Annotated in this window: 11 protein-coding genes; 8 read left to right on the top strand and 3 right to left on the bottom strand. The window is 45.5% G+C overall.

The features are described from left to right. Nucleotides 1-126 precede the first annotated feature (126 nt). Both purD and BN8899_RS13195 read left to right on the top strand, forming a co-directional pair. Nucleotides 127-1,395: a phosphoribosylamine--glycine ligase gene (purD, locus tag BN8899_RS13190; protein ID WP_065219781.1), complete on the top strand. Its 1,269-nt coding sequence runs from the start codon at nucleotides 127-129 to the stop codon at nucleotides 1,393-1,395. 51 nt (nucleotides 1,396-1,446) lie between these two features. After that, on the top strand, nucleotides 1,447-2,382 hold the full coding sequence (locus tag BN8899_RS13195) for a hypothetical protein (RefSeq protein ID WP_065219782.1): 936 nt from the start codon (nucleotides 1,447-1,449) through the stop codon (nucleotides 2,380-2,382). Here BN8899_RS13195 and BN8899_RS13200 read toward each other — a convergent pair. From BN8899_RS13200 to murF, 3 genes are read right to left on the bottom strand one after another with little or no spacing between them, the layout of a single operon-like run. Then, entirely contained in the window at nucleotides 2,377-3,717 is a 1,341-nt protein-coding gene (locus BN8899_RS13200) for a dihydroorotase (protein ID WP_082987056.1), read from the bottom strand. The two genes, BN8899_RS13195 and BN8899_RS13200, sit on opposite strands and share 6 nt — an antisense overlap. A gap of 1 nt (nucleotide 3,718) precedes the next feature. Then, nucleotides 3,719-4,447 carry a polyprenol monophosphomannose synthase gene (locus BN8899_RS13205; RefSeq protein WP_018337084.1) on the bottom strand — a complete coding sequence of 243 codons (729 nt, stop codon included), beginning with the start codon at nucleotides 4,445-4,447 and terminating at the stop codon, nucleotides 3,719-3,721. Nucleotides 4,448-4,458: 11 nt separating this feature from the next. After that, nucleotides 4,459-5,751, bottom strand: a complete 1,293-nt coding sequence (gene murF, locus BN8899_RS13210; protein WP_065220722.1) for a UDP-N-acetylmuramoyl-tripeptide--D-alanyl-D-alanine ligase — start codon at nucleotides 5,749-5,751, stop codon at nucleotides 4,459-4,461. Nucleotides 5,752-6,248: 497 nt separating this feature from the next. Between murF and BN8899_RS13215 the strand changes: the two genes are divergently transcribed. The 6 genes from BN8899_RS13215 (at nucleotide 6,249) to hisC (ending at nucleotide 14,186) form a co-directional block, all read left to right on the top strand. Beyond that, nucleotides 6,249-7,784 carry a PCMD domain-containing protein gene (locus BN8899_RS13215; RefSeq protein ID WP_065219783.1) on the top strand — a complete coding sequence of 512 codons (1,536 nt, stop codon included), beginning with the start codon at nucleotides 6,249-6,251 and terminating at the stop codon, nucleotides 7,782-7,784. Nucleotides 7,785-7,982: 198 nt separating this feature from the next. Beyond that, a complete protein-coding gene (locus tag BN8899_RS13220; RefSeq protein WP_065219784.1) occupies nucleotides 7,983-9,047 on the top strand; it encodes a DUF4925 domain-containing protein in 1,065 nt (354 codons plus the stop codon). Nucleotides 9,048-9,372: 325 nt separating this feature from the next. Then, the gene (locus tag BN8899_RS13225) at nucleotides 9,373-10,668 is read left to right on the top strand and encodes a DUF4925 domain-containing protein (RefSeq protein ID WP_065219785.1); all 1,296 of its coding nucleotides are present in this window, start codon (nucleotides 9,373-9,375) and stop codon (nucleotides 10,666-10,668) included. A gap of 286 nt (nucleotides 10,669-10,954) precedes the next feature. Then, entirely contained in the window at nucleotides 10,955-11,812 is an 858-nt protein-coding gene (gene hisG / locus BN8899_RS13230) for an ATP phosphoribosyltransferase (RefSeq protein ID WP_065219786.1), read from the top strand. A 49-nt stretch (nucleotides 11,813-11,861) separates the two neighbouring features. Then, nucleotides 11,862-13,142: a histidinol dehydrogenase gene (gene hisD / locus BN8899_RS13235; RefSeq protein ID WP_065220723.1), complete on the top strand. Its 1,281-nt coding sequence runs from the start codon at nucleotides 11,862-11,864 to the stop codon at nucleotides 13,140-13,142. A 12-nt stretch (nucleotides 13,143-13,154) separates the two neighbouring features. Further along, entirely contained in the window at nucleotides 13,155-14,186 is a 1,032-nt protein-coding gene (hisC, locus tag BN8899_RS13240) for a histidinol-phosphate transaminase (protein ID WP_231932349.1), read from the top strand. The last annotated feature ends 7 nt before the right edge of the window (nucleotides 14,187-14,193 follow it).

A 14,193-nucleotide genomic window follows, 5' to 3' on the forward strand; every position in this document is an offset into this window, starting at 1 on the left:
AATTATGATTTATGATTTGTGATTAACCGTTATCTTTGTGATTCGGCGAAACTGAGTTATAATTTGTAAGGAAACTCAATTTGTAACTTGTAGCCTGTAACTTGTAAACTTGTAATTATAAATAAGATGAAGGTATTATTATTGGGTAGCGGTGGACGCGAGCATGCGTTAGCGTGGAAAATAAGCGAGAGCAAGAGATTGACGAAATTATATGTTGCACCGGGAAATGCCGGGACGGCTGAAATAGCGGAAAACGTGAATATTAAAGTCACGGATTTCGGGGCATTGGCTACGTTTATCAAGAATACCGGTATCGAAATGTTGGTTGTTGGACCGGAAGATCCGTTGGTAGAAGGTATCCGGGATTATTTCGAAGCGGATGCCCGTTTCTCTCACTTGATGATCGTGGGACCCGGAAAGGCGGGTGCGATATTGGAAGGAAGCAAGGATTTCGCCAAGGAATTTATGAATCGCCATGCTATCCCAACCGCGGGTTATTTGACCGTGACAAAAGAAAATATAGAGGAAGGCATCGATTTTCTCAAGGCTTTGCAGCCTCCTTACGTGTTGAAGGCTGACGGTTTGGCTGCCGGTAAAGGCGTGTTGATATTAAACGATTTGGAAGAAGCGAAAAGCGAACTTCGACTCATGTTGGACGGGAAATTCGGCAAGGCGGGCAACCAAGTTGTGATTGAAGAATTTTTGAAGGGAATAGAGCTTTCCGTGTTCGCGTTGACGGACGGGAAAGATTACAAGATACTGGGTTCTGCCAAAGATTACAAGCGTGTAGGGGAAGGTGATACCGGGTTAAACACGGGAGGCATGGGGGCTGTTTCTCCGGTACCTTTTGCCAACGAGGAGTTTAACAGGAAAGTGGAAGAACGGGTTGTGCGTCCGACCATCGAGGGGTTCCGTGAAGAAGGTATCGACTACAAGGGATTCGTCTTTTTCGGGTTGATGAACGTGGGGGGCGATCCTTACGTGATCGAGTACAACGTGCGTATGGGTGACCCGGAGACGGAAGTCGTGTTGCCGAGATTGAAAACCGATATTTTGTCTTTATTCGAGGCTACGGCTAAGGGGGAATTAAAACAAGCAGCCTTTGATCTGGATGCTCGTTTCTGCACGACGGTTATGCTGGTATCGCAAGGATACCCGGGTGATTACGAGAAAGGCAAGCTGATCGACGGGCTGGAAAACGTGGAAGGCAGTATTGTGTTCCACGCGGGAACAAAGTTTGCTGACGGGAAAGTCCTGACGAACGGTGGACGCGTGTTGGCTGTCAGCTCGTACGGTGATACCATGAAAGAGGCTTTGGCTCAATCATACAAGAACGTGGCAAAGATTCATTTCGACGGGATGAATTTCAGACGTGATATAGGTTTTGATTTGTAGCACGGGAAGGAAATGGGATTTGACTCGATATTAAAGTCTAAAAACTTGTATATGTTGTATTTGCTGCCATTTATTTTGGCAGCAATAGCATTCTTGCATTTTAGTTTCGGGATGGACGAGGGGATTGTATGCAGGGAAGACGGCATCATCTCATTTCCTTTTCTGAACGAGAACCAACATCTTCTTTGGTTGAGGGGAATGGGAATGTTCGGGTTGTTGTGCTTGGCTTTTTTGATTTTTTTTATCGCGGATCGTTACAAATTCCTGTCACGGATTACTGCTTTGCCCGCGTTGATTTATGCCTTGCTAACGGCAGGGCTTGTCTGTCGCTATGGGGTGAATAATTATCTTCTTGCCGCGTTTTGTTCTGTATTGGCGGTTTCTCGTTTGCAATCGGCTATCGTGCACACGAAATCGAATGCTCCTGTTTTTGGTTTTGGTTTATTTACGTGTTTGGCGGTATTGCTTTGTCCCAAATTGGTCATGTTACTGCTTTGGGCTATCGTGGTGCTGCCATTTTCCGGGAGGGCAAATATCAAGGATTTGAGCGCTTTGCTGATAGGCTTTCTGACGGCATTATTGTTTACTGCCGCGTATTATTTTTGGACAGACCAACTATCCGAAGCTCCAGACATATTCATGAAGGCATTGCAAACCGGAGAAGGATTCTGGAAGCTCATGCCTGATAAATTGGCGGCATATGTCGTGTTCGGTATATTGATCGTCATATCGTTGCATAACGTGATCGTGAATTACCCGACGGCTATCGTTTCTCAGCGAAGGGGAATATTCGCCATGCTTTCCATGCTCTTGTTCGCGGGAAGTACGTTATTTTTTGTACCTTTCAATTGCCATGGTATCATGTTGATACTAGCTATCCCGTTATCTTATTTATTTTCCCAGTATTTTATCTCGCATCGCACCCGCTGGTTGGGAAACGTGCTGTTTGTGCTGTTATTAGTCGCGTGTGTTGTAACGATTTTATAGAAATGTTAGTAATTCTCCGCGAATGTTCTCGTTGATTTTCTCGTTGTCGTACACGATTTGCCCGTTCACGATGGTGGTTTTCACTTTATAGGTGAATGTCATGCCTTCCAAGGGCGACCAACCGCATTTGTAACGTAAGTTGTTTTTTTCCACCGTCCAGGGATGTTTTTCAAAGATGGCAATATCTGCTTTGTAGCCTTCCCGCAGATAGCCTCTTCCTTCCACGCGGAAGAGGTCGGCTGGGGCATGACACATCTTGTCGACAATGTTTTCCAGCGTGATCTCTCCCCGTTCCATGAGTTCGAGCATCACGACTAGCGAGTGTTGCACCATAGGACCTCCGCTTGCAGATTTCGTGTAAATACCGGCTTTTTCTTCCGGCAGATGAGGTGCGTGGTCTGTGGCAATCACGTCCAGGCGATTGTCATTCAACGCTTGCAACAAGGCTTTTCTGTCGCTTTCAGCCTTGATTGCCGGGTTCCATTTCACGAGGCTGCCTTTCGTGAGGTACGCTTTGCTGTTGAACCAAAGATGGTGAACGCATACTTCCCCCGTGATATGTTTTTCTTTTCTGTTCCCTTGATCGAGTAGTGCCAGTTCCTCTGCCGTGCTAAGGTGCAGGATATGCAGGCGGCTGTTGTGCTTGTGCGCGAGGGATGCCGCTAGTGACGAACTCTTGTAGCACGCCTCCCGGCTACGTATCATGGGATGGCAGTACGTGGGAATGTCGTCGCCAAGCATCTCTTGAAGAAGTGCCAAGTTCCGGTTGATCGTGGGCGTGTCCTCGCAGTGCGCGGCGATTAGGGTGGGCGATTCGGCAAATATACGCTCCAGTGCTTCCGGGCTATCCACGAGCATATTCCCCGTGGAGGAACCCATGAATACTTTTATCCCGCAAGTCGTGCGTGGGTTGGCGTTTCTGATTTCGTCAATATTATCCACGGTAGCCCCGAGATAGAAAGAATAGTTCACGACGGCGTTCTCCCGGGCGATCTGTTGCTTCTCCCGTAACAATTCGTTCGTGACGGTAGCGGGTTTCACGTTGGGCATATCCATAAACGAGGTCACTCCCCCCGCTGCCGCGGCACGGCTTCCTTCGGCAATGTCGCCCTTGTGAGTCAGTCCCGGTTCGCGGAAATGCACCTGGTCGTCGATCACGCCGGGCATAACGAATTTCCCTGTCGCGTCGATCACTTTGACGCCTTCGGGAATCGTGTCGAGCCCGTTCTCGATGATCTTTTCTATCCGGTCGCCATGAATCAGAATGTCGCCTTTAAATATTTTTCCCTCGTTTATAATTGTTCCGCCGTGAATAAGCATCTTGATTTTTTCCATATTAATTCTTTTTACGTTTCCCGATACTCCGGAGTTTCATGGTGATGACACCCCAGAAAGCTTCGTTGAATATGCCTCCGCTCATTTTAGAGGTGCCCAGGGTACGATCGGTGAAAATGATCGGAACTTCTTTTAGCTTGAACCCGAGTACCCATGTCGTGAATTTCATCTCGATTTGGAAAGCGTATCCTTTGAAACGAATTTTGTCAAGATCGATGGCTTCCAGTACTTTGCGGGTGTAGCAAACGAATCCAGCGGTGGCATCGTGTACCTTCATCCCTGTAATCGCGCGAACGTACTTGGAGGCAAAGTAGGACATCAATACCCGTCCCATAGGCCAGTTGACAACGTTTACCCCGGTCACGTAGCGGGAGCCGATAGCCATATCGCCTTCTCCCGTGGCACAGGCATTGTATAGTTTCACCAGATCGTCCGGGTTATGCGAGAAGTCCGCATCCATCTCGAAAATGTAATTGTACCCGTGTTCCAGCGACCACTTGAATCCCGTGATGTAAGCCGTGCCTAATCCTAGTTTCCCTTTTCGCTCGATCATGTGGAGTTGCGGGAATTCGCTTTGCAGGCGTTTGACGATTTGTGCAGTCCCGTCAGGAGAGTTGTCCTCGATAACGAGCACGTCAAATGCCGGGGTTAATTTAAAAACGTACCGGAGAATATTCTCGATATTCTCTTTTTCGTTATAGGTAGGTATGATGACAACTCTGTCGTTCATAACGATATATTTTATAAATAATCAATAATCCGTTCCAGTTTGTTTCCCCGGGAGCCTTTTACCAGAATAAATGAATCCGCCACTTCGTGTGTTTTGAGATACTCTATCAGCGCTTCCGTATCGGGGAAATAAGTTGTAAATGTATATTTATTTCTGAAAGATTCAAAATTGTGCCCCACGACAAATACTTTAGGGAATTTGTGGCTGGCGATCAAGTCCATGATTTCCCGGTGCGCGTCGTTTGATATGGCTCCCAGTTCGCGCATCTCGCCGATGATGACGAGTTTGTCGTCTGCTTTCATTTCTGCGAAATTGGAGATTGCCACTCGCATACTGCTGAGATTAGCGTTGTAAGCGTCCAGAATAATCGTGTTCCGTTCTGTCTTTAATAGTTGAGAGCGAAGGTTCGAAGGGGTATAGGCTTCCATTGCTGCCTGTATTTGCAGCGGGTCGACCTCGAAATACGTTCCCACGGCAGAAGCCGCCATCGCGTTGTCGAAATTATACCCGCCGATCAGCTTGGTGCGGATGTAAAGATGCCCGTGCCGGGTTTTCAGCGTGTACACCAGGTAAGGGGTTGTTTGTGCAATTTCCCCGTTAGCCAAAGTACCTTCCATCCCGTAAGTAAATCGTTTGCTTTCTTCGGATAGACGGCAGAGCAATTCATCCTGGCTGTTCACGAAAAGAATGCCTTCTTTTGACATGACAGACTTGTATAGGGCACTTTTTGTTTCTATAATATTCTCGTAACTTCCGAAACCCTCCAAATGGGCATAACCGATGTTGGTTATGATCCCGTAATCCGGTTCGGCAATCTCGCACAGGTCTTTGATTTCGCCGGGATGGTTGGCTCCCATCTCCACGATACCGAATTCCGTGTCGGCATCCATGCTAAGCAGGGTGAGGGGCACGCCGATATGATTGTTCAGGTTGCCTTTGGTGGCAACGGTTTTGTATTTTTTCGAGAGCACGGCGTGGCACAATTCTTTCGTGGTGGTCTTGCCGTTCGTCCCGGTGATGCCTAGAATCGGGATATTTAATTGCTGGCGATGATGGTGGGCAAGTTGTTGCAGGAAACGCAACGTGTCGGGTACAAGCACGCATCGGGGGGAGATGTTATACTCGGCCTCGTCGATAACGACGTGTCGGGCTCCCTGTGCTATGGCTTTTTCCGCAAACGTGTTGCCGTTGTGATTCTCACCTTTTAAGGCAATGAATATATCCCCTTCCTTGACTTCCCGCGAGTCTGTCGTGACCCGGCTGCCTTCCCGGAAAGCTTTATATATGAGTTCTAGTTCTTCCATTATTTCTTTATATACGATAGGAGTGACAAATTTATAAAAATAAATCAATCCGTCAATTCGTGGAGTTAGTTTTAAATAAGGGGGGCGTCCGGAATATTCTCTGCCATTGGGTAGCTTTTGGGTAGCTTTTGGGTAGCTTTTGGGTGACTTTTAGGCGGCTTTTGGGCGGCATTGCCCACGTATCGCCTACAGTTAGCCTACAGTTAGCCCACGTTTTTACGGTTATTAACAGTTGTGGCGTACGCCAAGGAGGTATAGTGCCATGCTATTGTTGTGCAGTAATAGTGCGAAAATGATATAAGATGCTTTTATATCGGTATATTCTCGAGTAAATCGAGTGGGGGAGGGCACTTGATTTTGTTGTTGCGGGAATCGACATGTTAAATTTTTTCTTGTTGCGTAGATAGAGGCTGATGTGTGAAACATGGGCGTGGTCTTTGCTGTAAACAATGATTCAGGAATGATTCCAAGAGTTATTAACAAACAAATAATCAGTTATGAGAAGAAAATTTTTGTTTTTATGCACATTCGTGAGTGTACTGGGTTTTATAATGTCATGTAGTGATGATAAAAAGACTCCGGATACTCCGCCAGTCCTTGAGGATGTTATCGGAGAATATGCATCGGATAAGTTGAGCGTGAAGGTGGACGGGAAAGATGCGGATGCAAATGCAAAAATCCATGTTCTAAAGGAAGCGGATAACACGGTTTCTTTGAAGTTGACGAATATTGTGCCCGGTGTCGAAGAGTTTATTATCCCCAATGCCCAATTTAGCACGGCTAGCCGTAGTTCGTATGTCGCTACCGTGAGCGGTACGCGTGTCGATAACGTGAGTGGTTACGAGGTTTCCGTGCAAGGAACCGTGGATAACGAGATTTTGACGGCGACCGTGTCGATTAAGGAGATCGTGGGAGAGTCCGCAGACCCGGAGCAATTTATCGGTGCCAGGTATAAAGGTGAAATGAAGATTACTGCCGGGAATTTACCGGAACCCGTGACGGTGCAACAGCAAGTGTATATCACGAAGACAGAGACGGAAGACCCGAATAATTTCTGCTTGAATATTGATAATTTCGGGCTTGGGGAGGATCTTCAATTGGGAAATATTAAGTTGGACGGAGTGGCTCTCGTGAAACGTGGTGACGTGTACGGGTTCAGCGCGGAAGGATGCAAGATTGAATTGGATATTGTAGGAGAAGTGACTTTGGATGTGAAGGGTGCTATCAATGGTTCCATGTTGACGATGAATCTGGATATTGATGCCTTGGGAATGAAGGTAACAGTCGCTTTCACTGGAGAGTATTATTTCGGTTTTGATATGACGCAATGGGTGGACGTGACTTCGGGTAAATATACTTTTCAGGAACCGTTATTTATGGCAACATCCAATCAAGCTGGCGTGTTTCTTATGAGTATGATCGATTCTTTCTTCGTGACATATGATGAAGATGAAGGTGCGGCCAAGATCGACACGAAAGATACGAAGGGTACGAATATGATTATTGCCGTGGTTCCGAAAGCTACGGCGGGGACGATGTTTACCGGTTCGTTTGTTTTGGACGCAACGAATACATTGAAGAGTACGCATTTCGGTATTCCTTACCGGATGAAGCCGACAACTCTAAACGTGACATATAAATACGAGGCAGGACCGAAATTTTATGAAACACTTATTTCAGGAAGTGGTTTTGGCGCGAAAGTTACTGTTAATGAATTACCGGATGTAGTGGATAACTGTTCGATAGCAGCTTATTTGTTCGAGGTGGATTCGTATGATGATTATTTAGACGGTCACACGATTAAAGACCCGGAAAGTAAGATTATCATGGTGGCTTCCTTGACTAGCGCGGGAGAGGCGAATTTTACCAGTAAGGAACTGAAATTTGAAGAAACGGGTAAGGGAACGTATGACCCTAGCAAGAAATATAAATTAGCCATTGTTTGTACTTCAAGTAGCGAGGGTGACGTTTATCGCGGAGCCCCGGGAAGTACTTTGTGGGTGAAGAATTTGGAAGTTATTGGAGGAGAATAATTTGATTTAATTTTAGTATTTGTTTTGAAGCGCCCCCGAATGTTTATTTGACGTTCGGGGGTGCTTTATTGTAGGGATGTTAAAACAAACATTTTCACGACTGAAAAGAATTAGTTTGTAATTTTTGGCTTAATTTTTGTTGTGTAGTGGAAATCTATTATATGAAAAGAAGGTTATAAACAATCGGTAATTTAAGTTATGATGAAGAACAAATTTTTATTTTTAGCGATGTTTTTTGGGGGAATATTATTTTCTGCTTGTAATGATGATGATAATAGCCCAAAAGATTTTAATGGAATTTATTCCAGCGTGGGAGATAATGTGTTGAATTTAAGATACAGTGGAGCAGATTTTGTGGGGAAAAGCGTGGAATTTGATTCTGTCGACGGGGCGAAAGCTTCTTTGAAGTTATTGGGAGTTGTTCCAGGAGAGAAGGAAACTGTTGTTTCTGATATGGAGTTGGTAAAAGGCGAGGGTGAGGTTTATTCTTTTACGGTTGAAGATAAAAATGAAGTTCGTACGGTAAATTTGAAAGGTTCGGTGGAGAAAGGGAAGTTGATTTTGGATGTGAATGTTAAGTTTGCACAGAATGAGTTGTTGGGAAAATGGAATGTCCCTGTGACTGGGGGGGTACATTTGGTATGGGAACCTAGTGGTTTGAAACTGCCAGTAGAATTGGCTAATGGGAAAACATATGATCTTCCTATTTCTTTGGTAACTTCTTTTGGGAAAAATATTTTATCTGCAAAATTGAGGGAGTATTTGCAAAATGTAACTTTTAAGGAGGATGGTAATATTATTGCCACATATAATGCGGCAGTAGCAACGGAAGAAGCTCCTAAACCAGAAGCTGATTGGAAAGAGTCTGCATTGAATCTTGCACATTATAAAATGCAAGAAGATGTGTGTTATGTTTTTCCTAATGTAGAGATGATTATGCGTCAAGTACAAATGGACGGGGCTGGACGAGCCAATAATAGTAGTGATCCTACATTAGGAGTTCTTCAACAACTTTTGTCTGCTGGAATTCCCGTTCATAAAGGAGAAACAGAGGAAGGAAAGTTGAATCTTTATATTGATAAGGAATTAGTAGATAAATTGGTCCCACTTCTTCCTTTAGTGAGCGGATTGATTCCTGATGATGCTGTAATATCCATTAGTTTTTTATCTGTTAAGGTAAAATCTTTAGTAGAGAGTTTGCCGGAAGTATTGGAGCAAACAACCCGATTGGAAATTGGTTTAAACTTAGTGGCGGCGGAGTAAAGCTGTGTATTTGAAATTTTTTATGTTGTAATAGAGATAAAGAAGGTATAAATGAGTTCGCTTGATTCAAGCGAACTCATTTTATTTTTGTGATTCATGGTAGCTTTTTAGATTGTTTGAATGAAGGAGGCTTTAAATTGTTGAAGATGTGTGATTTTAATTAATAATGGATATGGCTGTCGGATGGAAATGAAATCTGATAGCCATTTTTGAAAAATATATTTTAATGAAATGTTTTGTGTCTTGATTATTTTGGCTTAATTTTTGTTGTATAATTAAAATCTATACATGAAAAGAAGGTTATAAACAATCGGTAATTTAAGTTATGATGAAAAACAAATTATTATTTTTAGTGATGTTTTTGGGAGTTGCATTGTTCTCGGGGTGTAGTGATGATGATGATCCTATGATTCCGCCAACGGATTTGAACACAACTTTCGGTGAAGGAGAAACAATGTTGAATATGACTTATGGTGGTACTGCTTTAGTCGGGAAACAGGTTAAGTTTAACACGACAGATAGCAAAACTGCTACATTAACTTTGCTGGATGTTGTTCCCGGACAAGCGGAAACTATAATTGATGGAATTCAACTTGTCGAGGATAACGATATGTATAAATTTGAAGGTTCGACTTCTTTTAGCCGTGCTGAAGCAACTCAAGGTAGTATCGCTTATAGTGGTTCTGTGAAAAAGGGCGAATTAACTTTGAATTTGACAATTAACATGCCTGATGATCAAGGATGGGCTAAGACTTACGGGTTAAGCGAGTATACTTGTGGTCCGGCGGAATATTTAGGGGCACCGTTAGCTAATTGGGCGTATAGTGGTGCTTTGTATTGTGATTGGAAAGGAGAAGAAGAAGGTCATTATGGTTTTATGCTTGCAGGAATATTGAGAGTCGCAGGAGCAGCTCTTTTGCCTCAAGTTATAGAAATGATAAATTTGGAAACTGATGGGAATATTACTGCTAATTATATTGAAGACCCCAATATTCAATTTGACCAATCTATGATAATGGGGATATTCCTTGGTAGTGGAGCTCCTACTGTTGAGCAAATTCAAAGTTTGATTCCTATAGATGGCTGGGAAAAATCTTCTAAGAATCTTGCGTTTTGGTTTGAGAAGGGTGATAAGATGTATATTAAATTGAATATACCTGCCATTATTGCTAAATCAATGACTGATGATGGTACAAATAATGCTATGATAAATACGATTGTTTCTGGTGTTTTGAATGGGGATGCCTCAACAATTAAGCAATTAGCTCAAGGTTTTAAGATCGATTTGAGTAAAGTTACTGATAAGAGTATTAATATATTGCTAGATTGGGTAAAAAATGGAATACCTATGAATGTTAAAAATGAAGATGGGCACACTTATATTTATTTGGATAAAGATTCTCTAGAATCCTTTGTGGCAGGACGAGATTCCGGTGAAGTGGATGAGGTTTGGGGGGATCCAATTATGACTTCCGATTTATTGGAAGTTTGGAATGCGTTAGTGGCGGCTAACATGATTCCAGAAGAAATGGAAGCGGCAGGAGCTTTATTGACAATGATATCTGGAACATGGGTAGGGACAACAGAATTTGGCTTAGGGTTTGATTTAGTTGCTCAATAATTTGAGATTTGTTATTCGAATATTTTATTGAATTTTTATTCATGAAATTTGCAAAATAATTTTTAGTTCTTATATTTGCAGCACGAAAAAGACAAAAATATGAATAGTACGTTACATCATATGCATCATCATTGCCATCACTGTATTCAGGTGAGATGATGCTGTTGTGCTGTAATTAGAGATAAAGAAAGTATAAACGAGCTCGCCTGGATCAGGCGGGCTCGTTTTGTTTTTTTCGATTCATGTAGCCTTTCCGGATTCAGAGCGACGATAAAATCGAGTAGAGATGATAAAATTGAAAGTCGCGATTCAGAAGTCAGGACGTTTGAACGAGGATTCCCTCGAGTTGTTGAAGGAGTGTGGTATTTCCATTAATAACGGGAAAGACCAGTTGATGGCACAAGCCTCTAATTTTCCTTTGGAGGTGCTTTATTTACGAAATTCGGATATTCCTCATTACGTGGAGGATGGGGTGGTAGATTTGGCGATTATCGGGGAGAACACGGTGATCGAGAAACGGGCGAATGTCTCGAAGTTGTTGGATTTGGGTTTCTCGGGGTGCCGGGTGTCGATAGCGATACCGAAGTCGGAGGAGTTCACGGGCTTGGAGTGGTTACGTGGAAAAAGGATAGCCACGTCGTACCCGAATACGTTGAATGATTTTTTGCAGCAGAATAATATACAAGCGGAAGCGCACGTGATCACGGGATCGGTTGAGATTGCCCCGGGGATCGGGTTGGCGGATGCGATCTGTGACATCGTGAGTTCGGGGAGTACGCTGTTCAAGAATGGGTTGACGGAGGTGTACACGCTGTTTAAGTCGACGGCGGTGTTGGTGGCTAATCCTGATTTGGACGAGGAGAAACGGGCGTTGTTGGAACAGTTGATCTTCCGGATTAAGGCGGTGTTGGCGGCAAAGTGTAACAAGTATATTTTGTTGAATGCACCGGAGGAGAAGCTGGAAGAGATTTGCCGAGTGCTGCCGGGAGTGAAGAGCCCGACCGTGATGCCGTTGCGGATGAAGGGATGGTACTCGCTCCATTCGGTGGTGAACGAGAATCGTTTTTGGGAGTCGATCGGGGCTTTGCGAGCCGCGGGGGCGGAAGGGATTCTGGTGGTGCCGATAGAGAAGATGATCGAGTAATTCTGTGATTTAGAGATTGATGATGAAGTGATTAAAAAAATGTAAGATGATGAATAAGATATTGTATCCGAGGAAAGAAGATTGGGCGAAAGTGTTGGAACGTCCGGTAAATAAGGGAGAAGATTTGGAAAAGGTATGTCGGGCGGTGTTCGACGAGGTGGCACGTGACGGGGATGAGGCTTTGAGGAAATACACGTGGTATTTTGACCGGGTGAAATTGGAGGGGTTCGAGGTGACGGAGGAGGAATTCGAACAGGCGGAACGGGAAGTGCAGACGGATTTGAAGGAAGCTATCCGTTTGGCAAAAGAGAATATAGAGCGGTTTCACGAGGCGCAAGTGCCGGGAGTGAGTGAATACGTGAACGAGAATGGTTTTCGCTGCTGGCAGGAGGCAAGGGCTATCGACCGGGTGGGGTTGTACGTGCCGGGCGGGAGTGCCCCGTTGTTTTCGACCGTGTTGATGTTAGCGGTGCCCGCCCGTATCGCGGGATGTAGGGAAGTGGTGGTTTGTACGCCTCCGGGACGGGATGGACGGGTGAATCCGGTTATCTTGTGGACGGCTCGGTTTTGTGGAGTGAAGCGGGTGTATAAGGTTGGTGGGATACAAGCGATCGCGGCGTTGACGCTGGGGACGGGGACGATCGCCCGGGTGGATAAGATTTTCGGACCGGGCAATCGGTTCGTGACCGCGGCAAAGCAAATGGCGGGACGCTATGGAGTGGCGATTGATATGCCGGCAGGTCCTTCCGAATTGATGATCGTGGCGGACGGGACGGCTTGTGCCCGTTTCGTGGCGGCGGATTTATTGTCACAGGCGGAGCACGGACCGGATAGCCAGGTGGTGCTGGTGACTTGCGTGGAGGGATTGGTTGAAGAAGTTGAAAAGGAATTGCAAAAACAATTGGAGGTATTGCCCCGGAAGGCGATCGCGGAGGCGGCATTGAAGTGCTCGAAATACGTGGTGTTGGGCGATCGGGAGGAATGCGTGGAGATGGCAAATCTTTACGCGCCGGAGCACTTGATGTTGTGTGTGGAGGATTATATGGCATGGGTGCCGAAAATCCGGAACGCGGGGTCTGTCTTTTTAGGAAATTATTCGACGGAGAGCGCGGGGGACTATGCTTCGGGTACGAATCACACGTTGCCCACGAACGGGTATGCCCGGGCGTATAGCGGGGTGGGGATCGATTCGTTTATGAAGAAGGTCAGTTTTCAAGAGATTCGCCCCGAAGGATTGGCTTATTTGGGAAAGACGATAGAGATCATGGCGGATAACGAGAACTTGACGGCGCACGGGAATGCTGTACGAATTAGGGTTGAAACTTTATAAACAGGCATGAAGATGGAGTTTGAGAATTTAGTAAGGGATAATATACGGGAATTGCAAGCGTATTCTTGTGCACGGGAGGAGTTCGAGGGGATGGATGCCGTGTTGTTGGACGCGAACGAGAATCCCTATGCGACAGAATATAATCGCTACCCGGATCCGTACCAGCGGGAGTTGAAACAACGGGTCGCCGAATTGAAGGGAATAGACGTGTCCCGTTTGGTGTTGGGTAACGGGAGCGACGAGTTGATTGATATGTTGATACGGACGGTTTGCGTGCCGGGGCGGGATAACGTGGTGGTGTTTTCTCCGGGGTACTCGATGTACGAGGTGAGTGCCCGGGTGAATGACACGGAAGTGCGGGACTTGGCGTTGGATGATGATTTTATGCCGGAATGGGAAGGTTTGTGGGGACGGGTGGACGAGCGGACGAAGATTATCTTTTTTTGTACCCCGAACAATCCGGTAGGGAACGTGTTGCCGTTGGAGAAGATTCGGGAGGTGGCTTTGCGGTTTGACGGGGTGGTCGTGGTCGATGAGGCGTATATAGATTTCGCGGAAGGTCCCTCGGCAACAAGTTTGTGGGGTGAATGTCCGAACGTGGTGGTGTTGCAGACACTATCGAAAGCGTGGGGACTTGCCGGGTTACGAGTGGGGATATGTATGGCGGACCCGGGGCTAGTGAAGTATTTGAACAAGGTGAAGCCGCCTTATAATATCGGTTCGGTGACACAGCGTAAAGCGTTGGAGGTTTTGCGGGAGGAAGAAGCGTTTCGGGCGAAGGTACAGGAAATTAAACGGGAGAGAGAACGTGTCGTGGTTGCGTTGCGAGGAATGCCTTGCTTTGAGCGTGTGTATGATTCGGAGGCGAACTTTCTTTTGGCGTGTACTCCCCGTTACCGGGAGTTGTACGAGTATTTGTTGGCGGGAGGCGTTGTTGTCCGGGTACGTCATATTCCCCCTCGCTTGATAGGTGGGTTGCGAATCACGATAGGGACGAGAGCGGAAAATGATTTGCTGATTCGGAGATTAAAGGATTTTAGATGACATGATT

It is taken from the genome of Butyricimonas sp. Marseille-P2440 (assembly GCF_900091675.1).
GTDB classification, from domain to species: Bacteria; Bacteroidota; Bacteroidia; order Bacteroidales; family Marinifilaceae; genus Butyricimonas; species Butyricimonas synergistica.